This is a genomic window from Psychrobacillus sp. NPDC058041 (assembly GCF_042885655.1).
GTDB lineage: Bacteria > Bacillota > Bacilli > Bacillales_A > Planococcaceae > Psychrobacillus.
This window is the reverse complement of sequence record NZ_JBHVRO010000006.1, coordinates 72247-92067: the sequence shown is the minus strand read 5'-3', so window position 1 is coordinate 92067 and position 19821 is coordinate 72247. Positions and strand designations below refer to the sequence as shown.

The 19821-nt window shown below is 35.3% G+C and carries 20 protein-coding genes; 1 reads left to right on the top strand and 19 read right to left on the bottom strand.

Annotation, left to right across the window (positions count from 1 at the left end; translation table 11 throughout):
- Positions 1–13: 13 nt before the first annotated feature.
- The 3 genes from dnaG to ccpN form a co-directional block, all read right to left on the bottom strand.
- Positions 14–1846, bottom strand: a complete 1833-nt coding sequence (dnaG, locus tag ACFVR1_RS11145) for a DNA primase (RefSeq protein ID WP_387584042.1) — start codon at positions 1844–1846, stop codon at positions 14–16.
- 222 nt (positions 1847–2068) lie between these two features.
- Positions 2069–2878, bottom strand: coding sequence for a pyruvate, water dikinase regulatory protein (locus ACFVR1_RS11140; protein ID WP_387584041.1), 810 nt, complete (start codon positions 2876–2878; stop codon positions 2069–2071).
- Positions 2879–2889: 11 nt separating this feature from the next.
- Positions 2890–3528 carry a transcriptional regulator CcpN gene (gene ccpN, locus ACFVR1_RS11135; protein WP_387584039.1) on the bottom strand — a complete coding sequence of 213 codons (639 nt, stop codon included), beginning with the start codon at positions 3526–3528 and terminating at the stop codon, positions 2890–2892.
- Positions 3529–4040: 512 nt separating this feature from the next.
- Between ccpN and ACFVR1_RS11130 the strand changes: the two genes are divergently transcribed.
- Positions 4041–5423 (top strand): glycine--tRNA ligase, encoded by a 1383-nt coding sequence (locus tag ACFVR1_RS11130; protein WP_387584037.1) that lies wholly within the window; start codon positions 4041–4043, stop codon positions 5421–5423.
- A gap of 584 nt (positions 5424–6007) precedes the next feature.
- On the opposite strand, the gene recO is transcribed toward ACFVR1_RS11130, so the two are convergent.
- The 16 genes from recO to ACFVR1_RS11050 all read right to left on the bottom strand — a co-directional run bounded on the left by recO (position 6008) and on the right by ACFVR1_RS11050 (position 19821).
- Positions 6008–6790 (bottom strand): DNA repair protein RecO, encoded by a 783-nt coding sequence (gene recO / locus ACFVR1_RS11125; RefSeq protein WP_387584035.1) that lies wholly within the window; start codon positions 6788–6790, stop codon positions 6008–6010.
- 54 nt (positions 6791–6844) lie between these two features.
- Positions 6845–7765: a GTPase Era gene (gene era, locus ACFVR1_RS11120; RefSeq protein ID WP_387584033.1), complete on the bottom strand. Its 921-nt coding sequence runs from the start codon at positions 7763–7765 to the stop codon at positions 6845–6847.
- A complete protein-coding gene (locus tag ACFVR1_RS11115; protein WP_387584031.1) occupies positions 7752–8159 on the bottom strand; it encodes a cytidine deaminase in 408 nt (135 codons plus the stop codon). Before ACFVR1_RS11115 ends, era begins: the two co-directional genes overlap by 14 nt.
- 11 nt (positions 8160–8170) lie before the next feature.
- Positions 8171–8536: a diacylglycerol kinase family protein gene (locus ACFVR1_RS11110; RefSeq protein WP_387584030.1), complete on the bottom strand. Its 366-nt coding sequence runs from the start codon at positions 8534–8536 to the stop codon at positions 8171–8173.
- Complete coding sequence (gene ybeY, locus ACFVR1_RS11105; RefSeq protein ID WP_387584029.1) at positions 8523–9008, bottom strand: rRNA maturation RNase YbeY; 486 nt, start codon at positions 9006–9008, stop codon at positions 8523–8525. Before ybeY ends, ACFVR1_RS11110 begins: the two co-directional genes overlap by 14 nt.
- A gap of 19 nt (positions 9009–9027) precedes the next feature.
- The gene (locus tag ACFVR1_RS11100) at positions 9028–11139 is read right to left on the bottom strand and encodes an HD family phosphohydrolase (RefSeq protein ID WP_387584027.1); all 2112 of its coding nucleotides are present in this window, start codon (positions 11137–11139) and stop codon (positions 9028–9030) included.
- Between the two features lie 255 nt (positions 11140–11394).
- Entirely contained in the window at positions 11395–12354 is a 960-nt protein-coding gene (locus tag ACFVR1_RS11095) for a PhoH family protein (RefSeq protein ID WP_387584026.1), read from the bottom strand.
- Positions 12351–13457: a sporulation protein YqfD gene (locus ACFVR1_RS11090; RefSeq protein ID WP_387584025.1), complete on the bottom strand. Its 1107-nt coding sequence runs from the start codon at positions 13455–13457 to the stop codon at positions 12351–12353. The genes ACFVR1_RS11095 and ACFVR1_RS11090 overlap by 4 nt, the downstream gene beginning before the upstream one ends.
- Positions 13458–13459: 2 nt before the next feature.
- Positions 13460–13696 carry a hypothetical protein gene (locus ACFVR1_RS11085; protein WP_387584023.1) on the bottom strand — a complete coding sequence of 79 codons (237 nt, stop codon included), beginning with the start codon at positions 13694–13696 and terminating at the stop codon, positions 13460–13462.
- Positions 13697–13745: 49 nt separating this feature from the next.
- The gene (locus tag ACFVR1_RS11080) at positions 13746–14165 is read right to left on the bottom strand and encodes a hypothetical protein (protein WP_387584022.1); all 420 of its coding nucleotides are present in this window, start codon (positions 14163–14165) and stop codon (positions 13746–13748) included.
- A gap of 25 nt (positions 14166–14190) precedes the next feature.
- Positions 14191–15195, bottom strand: coding sequence for a flotillin-like protein FloA (gene floA / locus ACFVR1_RS11075; RefSeq protein WP_387584020.1), 1005 nt, complete (start codon positions 15193–15195; stop codon positions 14191–14193).
- Positions 15192–16523, bottom strand: a complete 1332-nt coding sequence (locus tag ACFVR1_RS11070; protein ID WP_387584019.1) for an NfeD family protein — start codon at positions 16521–16523, stop codon at positions 15192–15194. The genes floA and ACFVR1_RS11070 overlap by 4 nt, the downstream gene beginning before the upstream one ends.
- Before the next feature lie 156 nt (positions 16524–16679).
- Positions 16680–16853 (bottom strand): 30S ribosomal protein S21, encoded by a 174-nt coding sequence (rpsU, locus tag ACFVR1_RS11065; protein WP_004227078.1) that lies wholly within the window; start codon positions 16851–16853, stop codon positions 16680–16682.
- Between the two features lie 103 nt (positions 16854–16956).
- A complete protein-coding gene (gene deoC, locus ACFVR1_RS11060) occupies positions 16957–17628 on the bottom strand; it encodes a deoxyribose-phosphate aldolase (protein WP_387584018.1) in 672 nt (223 codons plus the stop codon).
- A 96-nt stretch (positions 17629–17724) separates the two neighbouring features.
- Positions 17725–19065: a tRNA (N(6)-L-threonylcarbamoyladenosine(37)-C(2))-methylthiotransferase MtaB gene (gene mtaB / locus ACFVR1_RS11055; RefSeq protein ID WP_387584017.1), complete on the bottom strand. Its 1341-nt coding sequence runs from the start codon at positions 19063–19065 to the stop codon at positions 17725–17727.
- Between the two features lie 15 nt (positions 19066–19080).
- Entirely contained in the window at positions 19081–19821 is a 741-nt protein-coding gene (locus ACFVR1_RS11050) for a 16S rRNA (uracil(1498)-N(3))-methyltransferase (RefSeq protein ID WP_387584016.1), read from the bottom strand.

Here is a 19821-nt window from a genome sequence, read left to right as displayed (position 1 = left end):
TTTTGCTACCGGATTATTTCTCAAAAGTTGCTAATGATTTTTTTAACTGTATTGCTTCTTGAGCAAGTTGTAGAGCTTTTAGCATATCGCTCATTTTCTCTGCTTCTTTTGCATCATTTAACTTTTGTTCAATTTGTTGCTCAACCCGGTATTTTCTAATATGGCGCAAACAGTCCATGACTTCCTCTGTTTCATGATCTGGATCACGTTCTGAGAGCGCTGCTTCCATAACTATTTTTTTTAGTTCTGCATCATTTATTACTTCTAAGAAGCGTTGAAAATCTCCTTCTGGATAATCTTCATAAAATCCTGATAATCGAACATAAGCTGCTTCATAAGCATCTCTTATAAAACATTGTTCCCCAGAATTATTTCGAGCTATATCAATTACTCGAGCATTGTGAAGCATATGGGAAAGTAGTATTCTTTCTGCTCTTTCATCAGCTGTTAATGTTCTCTTCTTTTTTCTCATCTCTGTATTTATTTGGAGAGAGGAAGTAGGTTGACTTTTAGATTGAGTTGCTTTTTTTCCTTGAAGTTTTCGTAAATGTTGATAGATTGCTTCTTCTGAAACATTTGTTTCCTGTGAAAGTTGACGAATATATAAATCGCGCTCTACCGAAGAATTCCTTTCACTCAGTATTTCCAAAATTTCTTGAATATACTGCAAAGTATCATTTTCATTATTAAAATTCTTGTCTCTTTTAGAAACAATCATCATAAAAGATAAATAGGAGTGCGGCTTTTCAATAATTTTTGTACGAAAAGCGTCTTCACCAAAGTTTTTAATATAATCATCTGGATCCATAGCATCGGGAATAATTGCTACTTCCGTTTGAATATTTTGAGCTTGAAGTGATGTAGCAGCCCTTTTAGCAGCTTCCATACCAGCCTTATCTCCGTCATAACAAAGCGTAACATTAGATGTTAGTCTGTTAAGTTTTAATATATGATGAGACGTCAATGCAGTACCCATTGTTGCAACTCCATTAATTATACCCGCTTTTGAGGCTGCTATTACATCTAAGAAACCTTCAAAAACGACTACGTTTCGTTGCTTTCGAATGTCTGATCGAGCTTTATCTAAATTATAAAGTACTTGGCTTTTTTGGAAAATTGGCGATTCTGGACTATTTAAATATTTTGCTTCATTTTCGGATTTAATAAGGATTCTCCCCGAAAATGCAATAACATGACCACTTTCATCAAAAACAGGAAACATTATTCTACCTCTAAAACGGTCGAAATACTTCAATTCATTTTCTTTTCGGATAATGAGCCCAGTTTTCTCAATTTCCTTTAAATCCATACCTTTACGCTCTAATAAGGTTGTTAGTGCATCCCAATTTGGAAGGGACCAGCCAATTTTGTACTTTTCAATAATTTCTTTTGAAAACCCTCTTTCCTCTAAGTAATTTAATGCATTTTCCCCTTCTTCTGTATGAAGAAGTAAATGATGAAAATATTCGCAAGCAAATTCATGTGCTTTTTTCATAATGGTTACTTCTTTTGAGATGGGTGTTTTTGCTTCTGAACTCATTGAGGAACTTTCTTCTATCGTTAATCCTATTCGACTTCCAAGCTTACTTACAGCATCATGAAACGAAAGATTTTCGATATCCATTAAAAAGGTAATAACATTACCACCAGCACCACAACCAAAACAATGGAAAATTTGTTTTTCTTGAGTAACTGAAAACGATGGTGTTTGTTCTCCATGAAAAGGGCATAAACCAAAATAGTTTCTCCCTCTTTTCGTAAGTTGAACATATTCACTAACTACATCAACAATATCGTTGTTATTTCTAACTTGTTCGATAAGTTCTTCTTCTATACGATTGGTCATTATTTCACCATCTTTACTTGCTATTTGATTAAATTCTAGAGACTTAATAAAATTCCTGCAAGAATCGACAAAATAATTCATAAAAAAAGTTTCATAGATAAAATATTCTTTTTTCCACAAATAATAATTATAAATCATTTCATTTTATTAATCTATTACTTTATTCGATACACAATACAAAAAAACCTTTTCACAAATGTGAATCGGCTCTTTTTCATGAAATTATTTTTGTAAGATGTGATTTATAACTACATTCGCAGTCTCTTCTACAGCTCTATTTGTCACGTCAATCACTCTGCAGCCTATTTTCTTAACAATTTTTTCAAAATGTTTTATCTCATCATTTATCCGTTCTATTTTAGCATAACTAGCATCATCGTTTAATCCAATTGCTATTAATCTCTCTTTTCTAATTGAATTAAGCTTTTCAGGTGTAATAACAAGTCCAAAGCATTTTGCAGGATCCACTTGAAATAGCTCTTCCGGTGGCTCAACTTCTGGAACAAGTGGTACATTTGCGACTTTATACCTTTTGTTCGCCAAATATTGTGATAATGGTGTTTTGGATGTTCTAGAGACACCAACCAGAACAATGTCTGCTTGGAGTAATCCCCTCGGATCTCTTCCATCATCATATTTCACTGCAAATTCTATTGCTTCAATTTTCTTGAAATAGTCCTCATCCAATTTACGGACTAATCCAGGTTCCTCAAATGGTCTTTCACCTAGATTATTCCCAAGTAAATTAATAACCGGGCCGATTAGATCAACAGATTCTAATTGATATTGTTTACAGTAATGTATTAATGCATCTCTCATATTAGTTTGAACTAGTGTATACAGTATAATAGCGTCTTGTTCTTTCGCTAGCTCTGTAATTTCTTTAATATGGTCGAGTGAATCAATATGTGTAAATCTTTTCAATTTTGTATGTTGTAGACCAGGTCTAAATTGACTTATTGCCGCTTTGGCCACTAGTTCACCAGTTTCTCCAATAGAATCTGAGATGATAAATATATTAAGCATTTTCATAGTTTTCCCCCTCACAGATCATGATCATCGGCTAATGATAGGAAAGCACGTGTGATATTCGTCTTTGTTATTCTTCCAACTACCTCTAAACCATCTTTTAGCATCTTTACTACAGGTAATGAGTCAATTTGTCGAGTCATCAATTTATTTGCAGCATCTATAAGTGTATCTTCTTTCGTACAGTACGTGATATTCGGCATTCTTGTCATAATCATATGAACCGGAATCTTATTTAGGTCCTGATTTCCAATGCTTGTTCGTAAGAAATCCTTCCTAGAGAGTACACCAGATAATAATGATTTTTTATCGACTACAAATAATGATCCTACATCTTCTAAAAACATATGGCATATTGCATCATAAACTGTCATACCTTCCTCTACAACAACAGGTATGGACTGAAAATCTTTTACAAGCATCTGTGCAATATTATCCGAAATAGTTTGACTGGTTTTTTTCCCAGAATAGAAATAACCAACCCGTGGACGAGCATCTAGAAAGCCTGCCATCGTTAAAATTGCAAGATCTGGTCTTAAAGTAGACCTTGTTAAATGAAGTCGTTCTGCAATTTGTTCACCTGTAATGGGGCCGTTTCCCTTTACAATGTCCAAAATCTCGTTTTGCCGTTTGTTGAGTTCGATCGGACTCACCGCCTCAAAGTGTTATACTTAATACCCAATTATTGTAGCACAAATTCGCCATTTCTGTGCAACTTGTTCTTCAATTCGACAACTCTACTTTGAAGAAAGGAATTTAGTGCATGGAGAAGTCGACTATTTAACTTCCTCGTTACTGTTTGTCGGGTAGGATAGTCTATCGTCTTCTTTTCAAAACACAAGAAATTTATGATAGAGATGCTTTTTAGTTATATTCAAGCCTTTTCAACCTATTATTGCTATGTACACAGGCTCATGTTACAATATCAACAAATAATAAAGCGATGAAGAGAATAATAAGTACTGTAAACAAAAGCGAGTGGTGTTGGTGAAAGACCACAATACAGGAAAAGGCATCTCAGAGCTTATGCTTTTAAAGTGGATTGTATTTATAATCAATCGGGGTGGAACCGCGGGTATAATACTCGTCCCCGGGCTAATTTAGCCCGGAGACGAGTTTTTTTATTGCCCATCTTTAAAAGCATTTAAAAAATGGAGGTCTTCATATGACAATTTCAATGGAAAATGTAGTTAGTTTAGCAAAACAAAGAGGATTTGTCTTCCCAGGTTCTGAAATTTACGGTGGTCTGGCAAACACATGGGATTACGGTCCACTTGGTGTAGAACTAAAAAACAATGTTAAAAAAGCTTGGTGGAAAAAATTTGTGCAAGAATCGCCTTACAACGTAGGGTTAGACGCTGCAATTTTAATGAACCCGAAAACATGGGTAGCTTCTGGTCATATTGGAAACTTTAACGATCCTATGATTGACTGCAAAAAATGTAAATCTCGTCATCGTGTCGATAAAATTATCGAAGATGTACTTGATAAAAAAGGAATAGAAATGGTTATTGATGGTCTTTCATTCGAAAAAATGGAAGAAATCATGAAAGAACATGATGTTGTTTGTCCATCATGTGGCGCTTTTGATTACACAGAAATCCGCCAATTCAACTTAATGTTTAAAACATTCCAAGGTGTAACTGAAGCATCGACAAACGAAATCTTTTTACGTCCTGAAACGGCACAAGGAATATTTGTAAACTACAAAAATGTGCAACGTTCGATGCGTAAAAAAATGCCTTTCGGAATTGCTCAAGTAGGAAAAAGTTTCCGTAACGAAATTACTCCAGGTAACTTCACTTTCCGTACAAGAGAATTCGAACAAATGGAATTAGAGTTCTTCTGTAAACCTGGTGAGGATATGGAATGGTTTGAATTCTGGCGTAACTATTGTAAAGAGTGGTTATTAAACTTAGGTGTTTCAGAAAACAGCATTCGCTTACGTGACCATTCGGAAGATGAGCTTTCTCATTACTCTAATGCAACTACAGATATCGAATATAAATTCCCATTCGGGTGGGGAGAGCTTTGGGGTATTGCAGATAGAACAGACTTTGACTTAAAACAACATATGGAGCATTCTGGTGAAGACTTTAACTACATTGATCCAATCACGAATGAACGTTATGTACCTTATTGTATCGAACCTTCTTTAGGTGCTGACCGTGTTACGCTTGCATTCCTTTGTGAAGCGTTTGAAGAAGAACAATTAGAAGGAGATGATACCCGAACTGTGTTACGCTTCCACCCTGCGTTGGCACCAGTAAAGGCAGCAATTTTACCTTTGTCTAAAAAGTTATCAGAAGGTGCTACCGCTTTGTTCTCAGACTTAAGCAAACACTTTATGGTTGACTACGATGAATCTCAATCCATTGGCAAGCGTTACCGTCGTCAAGATGAGATTGGTACTCCATTCTGTATCACATATGATTTCGATTCAGAAACAGATAATCAAGTAACAGTTCGTCACCGCGATTCTATGGAACAAACAAGAATGCCAATTTCCGAAGTAAAATCATATATCGAAGGTCATTTGCAATTTTAAGTAATTAATCCTGAGCAGACAAAAGTCTGCTCAGGATTTTTTCGAATTTGGATACCCTAAGACACATAACAAGCTCTTGCTTACGGTGATTCAGTAAGCTTTATGTAACTTCAAGGAGGTTATTGCTTCTCGGTAGAGGCTTATAGAGTTGAATTAGGGGCATATAGACCTTCTTTTGAGGCGGATGATATTTCTTGGGGCATATGGCTTCTCTATAGGGCTAATGGGGGCGGTTTAGGGACACATAGACATTCTTTAGGGGCAGTTGATATATCTTGGGGCATATAGCTTCTCTGTAGGGGCTTATGGAGATAGTTTAGGGGCACATAGCTCCTCTTTAGAAGCAGATGATCTTTCATAGGGTATGTAGCTTCTCTATAGGGCTTATAAGGTTAGTTTAGGAGCACATAAACACTCTTTAGGGGCTTATGGGGTTCGTTTAGGCGCACATGATACTCCTTTGGGCATCTAGCCTCTCTATAGCGGCGGATCCAATTTCCATGGGACTCCGCTTCTCTATAGGGGCTTATGATATTTCTAGGGTTTCCGTTTCACTCAATGAAAAAAGATCCAAGCAAGAAGAGTTATTCTTCTATACTTGGATCTTTTTTTGGTGTATAAAATTCGGGGGTTTTATCCATCTGGTCAAGAAATCCTTGTGATTTTAAGCGGATACCAACTTGTTCGCTATAGATGGTGCGGATAATTTTTTTTATAAAACCTTTTGTTTCTTTTTTTAATGTCAGCTTTCCAACTTGATCAATTGGTACTGTATAAAAAGTACGAATAAGTTTTACTTGTGAAGGAGTCAGCCTAATCAAATATGGATCTATTGAAAAGCATCGATGACATAAAAATCCGATTTGTGAAAAAGAAAATGCGAACTCTCCATCTGTTGCCCCACAATTCGAACACTGATGTAATACTGGATAAATCCCCGCTGTAGGCAATAGCTTCCATTCTACAAATAGGCTAATCGCTTCTGGATCATAGTCTTCTGAAATGGCTTGGAGGGCCTGTTGTAATATTGTAAATAGATGAGGCTTAGGAGACTCATCATCGATTAATTTGTCTACTAGTTCCATTATAAAACTAGCATATGCAGTAGTAAATATATCTTCACGAATTGAACGCATGGAATCGATGATCTCACCTTGTTGAAGAGTCCCCATTCCTCTTCCTTGTTGGACTAAAAAGTAGGCATACGTAAACGGCTGTGAAATGGAGGACAAACGACTCGTAGGTTTTTTTGCTCCACGAGCCATCGCTGCTCTTTTTCCAAGTTCTCTGGAAAAAATCGTAACAATCTTATCCGTTTCTCCATAAGAAGAAGCTCGTAAGACTATCCCTTCTATTTTTTGGAGCAATTGCCTTCCCTGCCTTCTATATCGTCTGTGTTGCCATCAAGTTTGCTTTATTTCTTAATATTCGTCTTCTCGGAAACCGTAATCTCTTAAGTGCGCAGACTTATTACGCCAGTCTTTTTGAACTTTTACCCATAACTCTAAGTAAACTTTAGAACCAAGTAACATTTCGATATCTTGGCGCGCTCTTGTTCCAACTTCTTTCAACAAAGCACCTTTTTTACCAATTACAATCCCTTTTTGGGAATCTCTTTCCACAACAATGGTTGCCATCACACGGATCATGTCTTTTTCTGTATCTTCTTCTTTTTTTATTTTATCAATGATAACAGCTATTGAATGTGGAATTTCCTCACGTGTTAAATGGAGTACTTTTTCTCTTATTAATTCAGAAATTATAAAACGTTCTGGATGGTCCGTTACCTGATCTGCCGGATAGTATTGAGGGCCTTCTGGCAAATATGTTTGAATCGTTTCAAGTAATCTGTCTACATTATTTCCTTGTAATGCGGAGATAGGAATTATTTCTGCAAAATCATACTTCGATTTATACGAGTTAATTATATTTACCAATTCATCTGGGTGAATTTGATCTATTTTATTGATGACAAGAAATACAGGTGTCTCATTATTTTCAAGCATATCCATAATTAATTCATCAATTTTTCCTTTTGGTTCTGTCGCGTTGACCATAAATATTATTACATCCACTTCACGTAATGTATTTTTGGCAACTTTTAACATGAAATCCCCAAGCTTATGTTTTGGTACATGAATACCTGGCGTGTCGATAAAAATCATTTGACTTTTTTCTAACGTTAAAACACCTTGTACTTTATTACGGGTCGTTTGTGGTTTGTCACTCATAATAGCAATTTTTTGTCCAATTACTCGATTTAAAAATGTAGACTTCCCAACATTGGGTCTACCTATAATTGAGATAAAACCCGACTTAAAGCCCTCATTATTTTGCAGCATAGTCTAAATCCTCCGTTGTAAAGGCGCCAGGTAGAAGTTCAGAAACAGTTGTTTCTAATACATTTCCTTTTAAATTGGTTAAGTAAACAGGCATATTACCATCGCAAAACTCGGCTAATACTTGTCTGCATGCACCACACGGTGATACCGGACCTTCTGTATCGGCAACTACTGCAATTGCGGCAAATTTATTCTTTCCTTCTGAAACAGCTTTGAAAATGGCTGTTCTTTCTGCACAATTAGTCAAACCAAAAGATGCATTTTCAATATTACAGCCATGGATGACTTCCCCATCTGTTGTTAATAAAGCCGCTCCCACTGGGAACTTAGAATAAGGTACATATGCTTTCTCTCTTGCTGTTTTGGAAGATTCCATTAAATTATCTTTATTCAACCTTTTCACCTCTAAAATAAGATTCCCCACCATTTGGGGATAAATATGATTAAACCTACAATAGCACTACATATTGCATAAACTAGGCATGCACCTGCAGCCAAATCTTTTGCTTGTAGAGCAAGCTGGTGATAGTCAGGTGATGCTAGATCTACAACTCGTTCTATAGACGCATTTACTAATTCTATCATGAACATGCCACTTATTAACATAATAATTATTATCCACTCAAATCTAGATAATTCAGTTATTATACTTACTATAAATACAATGACTGCTGCCAATAAATGAAAGCGAAAATTTTGTTCGCTTTTTATGACGTGTAATATGCCATGGGATGCATATTTAAAAGACTTTATAAACTTAGGAATGTCCATGGCCTTCACGTTTCAAACCAAATGCTTGTAATATTGTTTCTTGTAGGCCGAACATTACTTGTTCTTCTTCTTTCGTTCCATGATCATATCCAAGTAGATGTAGGAATCCGTGGACAGCTAAAAAACAAAGCTCTCTCTCAAATGTGTGAGCATACGAATCAGCTTGTTCTTTTGCACGTTCTACAGAAATAACTATATCTCCCAAAAGCATTGGCATATCAGCATTTTTTATCTCTATTTCTCCTTCACCCATTTCCTCCATGGCAAAAGAGATCACATCTGTAGGAACATCTTTACTGCGGTACGTACGATTAATATCCTGTATAGCATCGTTTGTAACAAATGTTACACTAACTTCACTTCCATCTTTTATTGCTTGTTGTTGAGCAGCAAATTGCAATACCTTTTCAACAAGTTCCGTCGTTTGTTCAGTTAATGTGTTCGTCTCATCCATTAAATCCAGTTCTAGCATCTTCGTTCCACCTTTATTGTTATTTAGGATACTCTATTCGTGAATGAAAAATCCCATTCATTGTTGTATAGAAACTCTCTTTCATTTTCTTAATTTCACGTAAAGATAAGTCGCATTCATCAAACTGACCGTCTTGAAGCTTATCTTTAACTATTGATTCTATTATTGCATGGACTTTTTCTGCATTTGGTTCTTTCATTGAACGAACAGCAGCTTCTATACTATCCGCTACTGAAATAATAGCAATTTCTTTCGTTTGTGGTTTTGGACCCATATACCTAAAATCTTTTTCTTTCACATCTTCTTTTTGTTCTTTTGCTTTGTAATAAAAGAACTTCAATAAACTTGTCCCATGATGTTGTTCTGCCACATCCACGATTTCTTTCGGCATTTTATACTTGCGTAAAATATTTGCTCCATCTACAGCATGAGCAATAATAATATCACGACTTGCTTCAGGAGGTAAATTATCATGTGGATTATACTCATTCATTTGGTTTTCGATAAAAAAGCTCGGCCTTTTCGTTTTCCCAATATCATGATAATAGCAACTAACTCTGGCCAGCAAACCATTAGCTCCTATTGCCTCGCATGCCGCTTCCGCTAAATTTGCAACCATTACACTATGATGATACGTTCCAGGTGTTTCGGTTAATATTTTTTTCAGTAACGGATGATTTGGATTTGATAATTCTATTAGTTTCATTGTGGAGAGAATCCCAAATGCAGATTCAAAAAACGGTAATATCCCAATTGTTAAGGCTCCAGATAATACACCAGATAATATTGCTGCTCCAAAATAAAATAATAAGTCAGTTATTCCATAAGTCGTTTTTGTCATTAATAAATAAAATACAATAAATGCTAGATTAACGGATGAAACGATTAAACTTGAACGAAAAATTTGAGAATTATGCTGCATTCTTTGTAATGCAAAAATCCCTGCGATTCCACCAAATAATATATATAGAGAAATTTCCATTTGAAATACATTTGTATAACCTTCTTGAAATATAAAACCAGCATACGCTGCAATAATTATGGTTGTTATAAAAGCAATTCTTTCATTAACTAAAATGTAAACGAGCATCGACACTATTGCTGTTGGAAAAATAAAAGCTATGACTACATCAAAATTATTGGCAATATACTGTAAAACATTCATCATTAATACGGATATGAACAAACTAAACAGGACAACAAGTAAGGATTTCGAACTTTCAATTGCTTTATTTTTACCATTTATTGTTTGACTATACAAAATCCACATAGTTAACAATACAAATAAGGCAACTCCAATTAAAGGCTTATAGGAAGATTTATTCGTAAGCATTCCTAATAGCTTCAATTGTCTAAAAACTTCCCTATCAATTATTTCGCCTTTTTGCACTAGGATTTGTCCTTGTAAAATTCTTGTAGGGTCTACACTTGCTCTTGCTTGTTCTATTCGTTGCTCCGTTAATTCTTTATTTTCGATTTCTGTTTCAACAATACTAAAACGAGCTATTGATACGAGAGCATTCATATATGGAGGAGGATACTTGAAATATTTTCTAACTTTGTCCTCTAATTCCTTTTTCTTTTCGGGAATATTTTCTAAGCGAATCCTTTCATTTAACACTTCTTTTACAAAGGAAATAAGGGTTTCACTAGATTGAGTTAGAGTTGATGTGTTTTGGTTTAGTAAAGCCGTTAATGCATCATCACTTAAATACACATAGCTCGCATTATCAGCAATCTTTTCCATTTCTTTTTTTAATAAATTGAGTTGACTTGTTTTACTATCAGCTTCCTCAGGAGGAATTATTTCTCTCTTAATTTCTATCACACTATCGAAAATAGAGCGAATAATCGCTGCTTGGTTATCAGCAGTTTCTTCCTGGAATTGATAATATGGTTGAATCTCAGAAGCTACTTTCTCGCGTTCTTGTTCTGTTTTGATACTATCTTCCATCGTTTTGACTGATCTAATTGTATCAGGTGATAACTGATATTCTTTAATATCATATGTACTCTCTTTTACATTTCCTATTAATAAGAAAAACATAATAATAGCTGTAAAAAAAATAATAACTAATGGGAGATGCTTATAATTGCTCCATTCTTTCAATTTCAATAAGATAGAATTCATTTTTCTCTCATCTCCCTCATAACTGGTAAATTCATTATACCTTACTTTTAGAATGATATAAAAATAATTCCAAATTTGCATAAAACTCAAGTGTGTATTAAGTGTATCTTGTCTTCAATTTCCAGTGTGCTTTGAAAAAACATTGTATACATCAGTAGCGGTGAAACAGACTCGATTTATTTACTTTTATAAAAAAATGACTGTAGGAATACTCGACTTTTATCGAGAAATCCTACAGTCTGAAAAGAGTCTATTTTAAGACTGCTGTTCTTCGTAAGCTTGTATAATTTTTGCGACAAGCGGATGACGAACGACATCTCCTTGTTCTAAATATTGAAAATGAATACCAGATACATTTTTTAATATTTTTTCAGCAATGATTAAACCAGATTCAGCACCTTTTGGTAAATCAATTTGCGTTTTATCTCCTGTGATTACCATTTTTGAACCGAATCCCATACGGGTTAAAAACATTTTCATTTGTGCTTTTGTTGTATTTTGTGCTTCATCTAAAATAACAAAAGCATCATCTAATGTTCTACCTCTCATATATGCAAGTGGGGCAATTTCAATTGTACCACGTTCAATAAGTCTCTCTGTTTGCTCCATACCTAGTACATCATGCAATGCATCGTATAACGGCCTTAAATAAGGGTCTACCTTCTCTTTTAGATCACCAGGTAGAAAACCTAAGCTTTCGCCTGCTTCCACTGCTGGACGTGTTAAAATGATTTTTTTGACATGCGCATTTTTTAGTGCTTGCGTTGCCATTACTACTGCCAAATATGTCTTTCCAGTTCCTGCAGGTCCAATTCCAAACGCTAAATCAAAACGTCTTATTCCTTGTATATATTCTCTTTGTCCAATTGTTTTAGCGCGAATGGCTTTTCCTTTTGTGTTTCTTGCAACTTCTTCATCATAGAGTCCAGAAAAATACTCAATTGTACCATTCATACTCATTTCAATTGCGGATGAAACATCCCTTGAGTTTATATTGATCCCTTTGTGTATAACGGAAAGAAGTTGTTCCATTAACTTCCTGACTTCTTCCACATTTTTTTCTTCTCCAACAATTCGAATGGTTTCGCCTCTAGTAATCAGTTGTACTTTCAGTTCCTCTTCAATAAGCTTTAGATTTTTATCTGATATGCCGAGAAGCATTACCGCTTCGGCAGCGTCTTTCAAATTCATATCTATTTGTGTTTGTTCGCTCATGCTTCGTCTCCTTGGGGTATAACTTGTGGAATCGCAATATTCTCATTAATTAAAAACAATACTTTCCCCTTTACTTTATCATTTTGAATAGTCACCTGTAAAATTTTATCCTCCAATATTTGTGTCCCAGTTGGAAGCTCATTGAAAATTTTTTGATAAAGTAATGGACGGATTAATTTTTCCATCGATTGCTCATTTAATAAAAATCTCTCTTCCTCCAAATTTCTAACATACCCTACCTCCAAATACTTTTGAAGAGGACTTGGCAGAGAAATCTCCTTCCAATAATCGTGTTTTTTATTCCCTTTTTTCTGAATAACCAGTTTACGCTCATTCGGTTTCATAAAACTGACCTTTTGAGGAATTTCAAACTCAAGCTCAAGCCAATAATTAGCAAACACTTTTCCTTCTGCACTCGTTATAATTCTTTTGTCTCCTTGCGTAACAAATCCATTTACTAATATATCCCCTTTGTTAACTGAGACATTTTTTTCAACTGCCCTTACTCCTTTTACAAGTTCAAAGTCAGTAATAACCCCACTTCTCTTTGCTATTAGATGTGTTGGAGGTGAATTTTTTATCTCCCGCTCTGATTGAATCGGAGCTAACATGGGACTAACAATAAATTTAGATCCTGATTTCGTAAAATGTACCCAAGAGTATTCTTTGTGTTTAAGCAATATTTTTTGTCGTATTTCTTGTTCAGATGGTAAAGTAGACGTGCGCATTTTTTCTTTAATGTTCATAACCTTTAGTTCCTCAGCGATAAGAATATCGCTTTCAGGTGAATCTGTCTCTATTTGAATACTCCATATAAATTGGGCCAAAATTACAGGAATTATAAGAAATAATGCTATACCAAAAATTGAAAACGAGTGAGTAGCAATAATTCCTTTCTTCTTCTTTTCATCTAATCGAACAGTTAGCCGTAATGATCTTCTCACTTTTCGAAAAATTGCTAAATCTTTTTTGCGAATAGAGAAAAAAAGGTAATGCTGCGTACTGTAAACTTGGTAAATTTCAATATTGGCTGAAAATAGTCGTTGAAATAATAGGTGTTGATCTGTTTTTATGGGAACTTTGACTTGTATAAGTTGTTGCATTACTATTTTTCCTTCCTTGTAATATTAAAGTACATAAGTTCATCTACTTGTATTCGTAGTTGTTCCATAGAAAATGATTTTATCTCTAAAGTTACCGCTTGAATTTCTAAAAGGAAGTCATCGTAAGAACAAACTAAATTATTTTCTTCCAAACGATGAATAGTAACTTTGTAATCTAATATAATCTCGCTAAAATTTTCAATCATAATACTCGCATGGAGTGGAAATAGTTTATTCAAAAAAACACCCCTTTACATGACTTTATGCATGTAAAGGGGTGTTCATGAGTTATCTTTTCGATTTTGGTGGTGCAAGTATCTCAGAAAATACAATAGCTCTTACTAGTTCTTCTTGAGAGCTAGGTAAAATATGATTAGTAGTCGCATTAGATACTTTCTTTTCCAATTTGTTTACTTGATGAGTTGACAGTCGACCAGAAGATCTCGGAATGCCTTGATTCCTACTTACTTCTCTCTCCACTTTTTCAACTACAACAGGCATTTTTTTTACCACTGGGGTCTTTCTATCCAATTGCTGTTTATGCTCTTCCATAAAGTCTTTCGCAAAATCTCCAAGATCTTTAAATGGATTTTCTGTAAAAGGCTTCACTTGCTGCGCTCTTCTAACTGGACCTTGCTCCGGTTGTTTTTTCTTTTTTAATAACATACTGACGATTAACGAAATAACAATTAATATTATACTTTCCAAGGAGAAAACTCCTTTCCACTATATACTAGTCTTTTAGTTCATCAGTAGAAGGTTTGTCTCCACCAACTTTGCTAATTGAATCCCTCATACTAGTGTCAGCTTGAATATTTTTATAGTTCATGTAATCCATTACACCAATATTTCCTTCACGTAGAGCTTCTGCCATAGCTAAAGGAACTTCAGCCTCTGCTTCTACTACTTTCGAGCGCATTTCAACTACTTTTGCTTTCATCTCTTGCTCGGAAGCAACAGCCATTGCGCGACGCTCTTCAGCTTTAGCTTGTGCTATTTTCTTATCTGCTTCTGCTTGTTCCGTTTGAAGTTCCGCACCAATATTTTTACCTATATCAACATCCGCAATATCAATCGATAGAATTTCAAATGCAGTACCAGAGTCTAAACCTTTAGCTAATACAGTTTGAGATATTAAATCTGGATTTTCAAGTACTCGTTCATGACTTGAACTAGAACCGATTGTACTAATTATCCCTTCACCAACTCGGGCAACAATTGTCTCTTCACCTGCACCACCGACTAAACGGTCGATATTGGCACGAACGGTAATACGAGCTTTCGCTTTTACTTCAATCCCGTTCATTGCAACACCTGCGATAAATGGTGTCTCAATAACTTTAGGGTTTACAGACATTTGTACTGCTTCTAATACGTCACGACCAGCAAGATCAATTGCTGCACCACGTTCAAATGTTAGTGCAATATTTGCTCTGTGCGCTGCAATTAAAGCATTTACAACACGGTCTACATTACCACCAGCTAAATAATGACTTTCTAATTGATTGATCGCAACACTTAATCCAGCTTTATGCGCTTTAATTAGTGGATTGACGATACGAGATGGGACTACTCGACGTAATCTCATTCCTACTAAAGTAAAGATACTAATTTTTACACCGGCTGCAAGTGCTGAAATCCATAATGCGATTGGAAAAAATGTAAAAAACACGGATAGCAAAATAAATGCTAAAACAATTATTACAATTAAACCAATCGTAGCTCCACTAATAATCATCCTATTTCCTCCCCTTCAGAAACTTCTCGAACAACGATACGAGAACCTTCTACTTTTATAATGATAACATGTTTATCTCTTTCTACAAAACTTCCATCTGAAACTGCGTCTATACGTTCGTCATTTATACGTATTGTTCCCGCAGGTCTGAGAGGGGTCATCGTCACGGCAATTTTTCCGATTAACTCTAGTCTATTTTCGTTAGACACATACCCTTGTTCTGTAGTTGTTGCATCTGACAAAATTACTTTGTTTAACACTTTCAATTGTTTTCCGAAGAACTTCATAATAATCACCATTCCCACTATAGCTACTGTTAAAGCAATTAATACAGAAATACACATTAGCAAAATATTACCACCAGCTAATATTATACTAAAAATAATAGCCGCTGCTCCTAATATACCACTTATTCCTCCCGGTAAGTAGAATTCAGCTATTATTAATATAACTCCTAAAACAAAAATAATAATCGCTTCATAACCAGCAAGGCCTGCCACTAGGTGGCCAAAAAAGAATAGTACCAAAGATATTAGTCCCATCGTGCCTGCAACACCAAAGCCTGGAGAATACAATTCTACAATCAATCCTAAACTAGCAATAGATAGTAAAATTGGTACAACAATTGGGTTAGTAATAAATCTTGCAAGTAGTTCCGTGAAAGTTTCTTTGGTTTCAACAATTTTTGCATCCGCTAGATTTGTTATTTCTAGAAGCTCCTTAAGTGATCTTACTGTTCCATTTGAATAGCCAACTTCTAATGCTTCTGAAGATGATAGAGTTAACAATTCACCGCTTGGTGCCCTATACTTTGGAAGATCAACAGTCTCATCTGCCATTGCCTGTGCATATATAGGATCTTTTCCAGTTAATTCTGCCGCATTAATCATTTTCGCTTTCCATGCGCTATTGGCTTTTTTATCAGCAGTATTTCCGTTGCTATCTATTACAGCAGCAGCACCTATTGTTCCACCAGGAGACATATAAATTTCATCAGTATGAAGAGCTAAATATGCACCTGCGGACAACGCTTCCGAGTTTATATAAGCAATCTTTCTAATCGAAGTAGAATCGAGTAAATTAACAATTTTTTCAGCAGAATCTACAAATCCTCCTGGCGTATTTATCTCTAAAATAATTGCTTCAGCGTCCGCTTCTTCTGCTTCATGAATGGATCTTTTTAAAAAAGCATATAATCCTTTTTCAACTTCTTTATAAATTGGAATTTTATAAACTACAGGAGCATCTGCGGCGACCAATGCCGGTACCATCATGATAAACGATAAAAATAATAGAAAAAAAGAAATAATGTACCGAGAAAATTTCATCACTAAACCTCCCTTCTATATGTATATATACTTTACGGTGAAAAATAAAAAAAGTTTCAAAAAAATAAGCCGAGAAAATAAATTTTCTCGGCTTACATAATTGTAAATGTTAATCATAATGTACGTGTTTTGAACGTAGGGATGGTTGGGATTAATTTACCACTTACGTTTACGTGCAGCTTCTGATTTCTTTTTACGTTTCACGCTTGGTTTTTCATAAAACTCGCGCTTTCTTACCTCTTGAATTGTACCACTTTTAGATACAGTACGTTTGAAGCGGCGAAGAGCATCTTCAAGCGATTCGTTTTTGCGAACGACAGTTTTTGACATCTCTCTTTCCCTCCCTCCGAACACACGTCAAGCACATAACCATGTGTTATGTACTAAAAAATTATATCGTATAGTTTCGACTTGGTCAATACTTACAACTAAATTAATATTCAGATTTACTCGTTAGTCCTTGCATAATTTCCACACCAGAGCTTGCACCAATTCTTGAAGCCCCAGCATCGACCATTGATTGAAGATCTTCCAAGTTACGGACTCCACCAGAAGCCTTCACTCCAAGATCAGCTCCAACTGTCTCACGCATAATTTTAACAGCTTCCACAGTAGCACCGCTAGTAGAGAAACCAGTAGAAGTTTTAACAAAATCAGCTCCAGCTGTTTTAGATAATTCACTTGCTTTTTTAATTTCTTCATTTGTTAACAAACAAGTTTCTAAAATTACCTTTACAATAGCCTTTCCTTTTGCAGCTTCTACTACTGCTTCAATGTCCTTTTGGACAAAATCAAAGTCGGAATCTTTTAATGCCCCAACATTTAATACCATATCAATTTCTTCAGCACCATTTTCAATTGCATTTTTTGTTTCAAATGCTTTTACTTCACTAGTGCTTGCACCTAGCGGAAAACCAATTACGGTACATACTTTTACTGGACTTTCTTTCAGTAACTGTGCACTAAGCTTTACCCATGTTGGATTCACACAAACAGAAGCAAATGTATAGACTTTCGCTTCTTCACATAGTTTTTCAATTTGTTCTTTCGTTGCATTTTGTTTTAATAGAGTATGATCGATTAATGAAGCAATATTTTGTGTCATTCATATTCCCCTCTCGGAAGTTGTCCGTACCTCTTCATCATAATTGAAAAAATAAAAAAAAGCCAGTGAGATTCATTTCACTGACTTTCTTTATTATTAGACTAATTCTTCGACTTGGTCTAATACTCGAACAAATTGACCTTCGTTATATGGATAGCCGGATTTCGTTATTTTTACTCGTACCAGTTTTCCGATTAATTCGTCTGTACCAGGAATAACTACTTTTAAATAGTTATCGGTATAACCTTCAACTAAATTCGTATTAGAATCCAATTTATATTTTTCCTCGGGAATGATTTCTAAAATATCTCCCTCAAAACGGGATGCATATTCTACTGCCAATTGATCATTTAAAGTGATTAAGCGGTGTACACGCTCGTTTTTCACTTCTTCATCAACTTGGTCTTCCATTCTGGCAGCAGGTGTACCTGTACGCTTAGAGTACGGGAAAACGTGAAGCTCAGAAAAGCGCTGATCACGTATAAAATTATATGTCTCCATAAATTCTTCCTCTGTTTCTCCAGGGAAACCAACAATAACATCTGAAGTTATCGCCAAATCAGGTAATGCTTCTCTAAGTCGATCTAAACGATTTGCAAAAAACTCCATTGTATATTTTCTTCGCATTCTTTTTAACACAGTGTCTGAACCTGATTGAATAGGAATATGTAGATGTCTCACTACTATTTTAGAATCTCTTAATACATCGATTACTTCATCTGATAATTGACTCGCTTCTATAGAGCTAATACGGAGTCGTTTTAACCCCTTAACATTGGATTCAATATCTCTTAAAAGCTGCGCTAAATTATAGTCTTTTAAATCTTCACCATACCCACCAGTATGAATTCCCGTTAGAACGATTTCTAAATAACCAGCATCAACTAATTGTTGTGCTTGGTGTACAACCTCTTCGGGATCTCTAGAACGCATTAGACCACGAGCCCAAGGGATAATACAAAAAGTACAAAAGTTATTACAGCCCTCTTGGATTTTTAAAGATGCACGAGTGCGATCCGTGAAGGAAGGAACATCTAACTCTTCATATACACGATTTTTCATAATATTCCCTACAGCATTTATCGGTTTACGCTCTGTTTTATATTGTTCAATATAATCAAGCATTTTTGTGCGTTCTTGTGTTCCAACTACGATATCTACACCAGGAATTGCCATAATTTCAGCAGGTGAGGTCTGAGCGTAACAGCCTGTTACACAAATAACCGCGTCTGGATTTTGGCGAATTGCACGGCGAATGACTTGACGACTTTTTTTATCGCCAGTATTTGTTACAGTACATGTATTTATCACATATACATCTGATTGTTTTTCAAAATCAGTTCGGACATATCCATTTTCTTTAAATAATTGCCAAATTGCTTCAGTTTCGTAATGATTCACTTTACAGCCTAATGTATGGAATGCAACGGATGACATCACCTTACACCTCTTTCATTCATATTCATAAGAAATTGCAGCAAGCGCATATAACGGTGCTGTTTCAGTTCGTAGAATTCTTGGTCCTAGAGAAATCGGTTGAAAATCATTGTTTAATAAGGTTTTTATTTCTGAACGATCTAATCCACCTTCTGGTCCAAATACGATAAGTATCGATTTTTTATCATACACCTTTTTTAGTTGCTCGGCAAATTTCTGGCGTTGTTCAAGTTTTGCATCCTCTTCATCTGCAACAAATTTTACATCGTATGTTCTACTAATTTCTAGAAGTTCATTTAAGTCAATTGGATTATGTATGTGTGGAACAAAAGATCGATGCGATTGCTCCGCCGCTTCTTTTGCAATTTTTTGTAAACGAACAATCTTTTTTTCGTTTTTTTGCTTGTCCCATTTTACAATAGATCTTTTTGCTTCAAATGGGTATAGTGTGTGCATGCCAAGTTCAGTAGCTTTTTGGGTAATCAACTCTAGTTTATCACCCTTTGGAAGCCCACAAATTATGGATACTTTTACAGGCATTTCATTTGATTGTTCAAGCTTATTACCCACCTTCAATAATACAGATTTGGAGGAACCCTCTATAATTGTCGACGTGTATGTTATGTTTTCAACAACTAAATATACTTGATCTCCAGGAGACATACGCATCACTTGAATTATGTGATGCGCGTCCTCTCCTGAAATAATTATTTTGTTATTCTCATCGATTAGTTTATCTGTAAAATAACGTTGCAT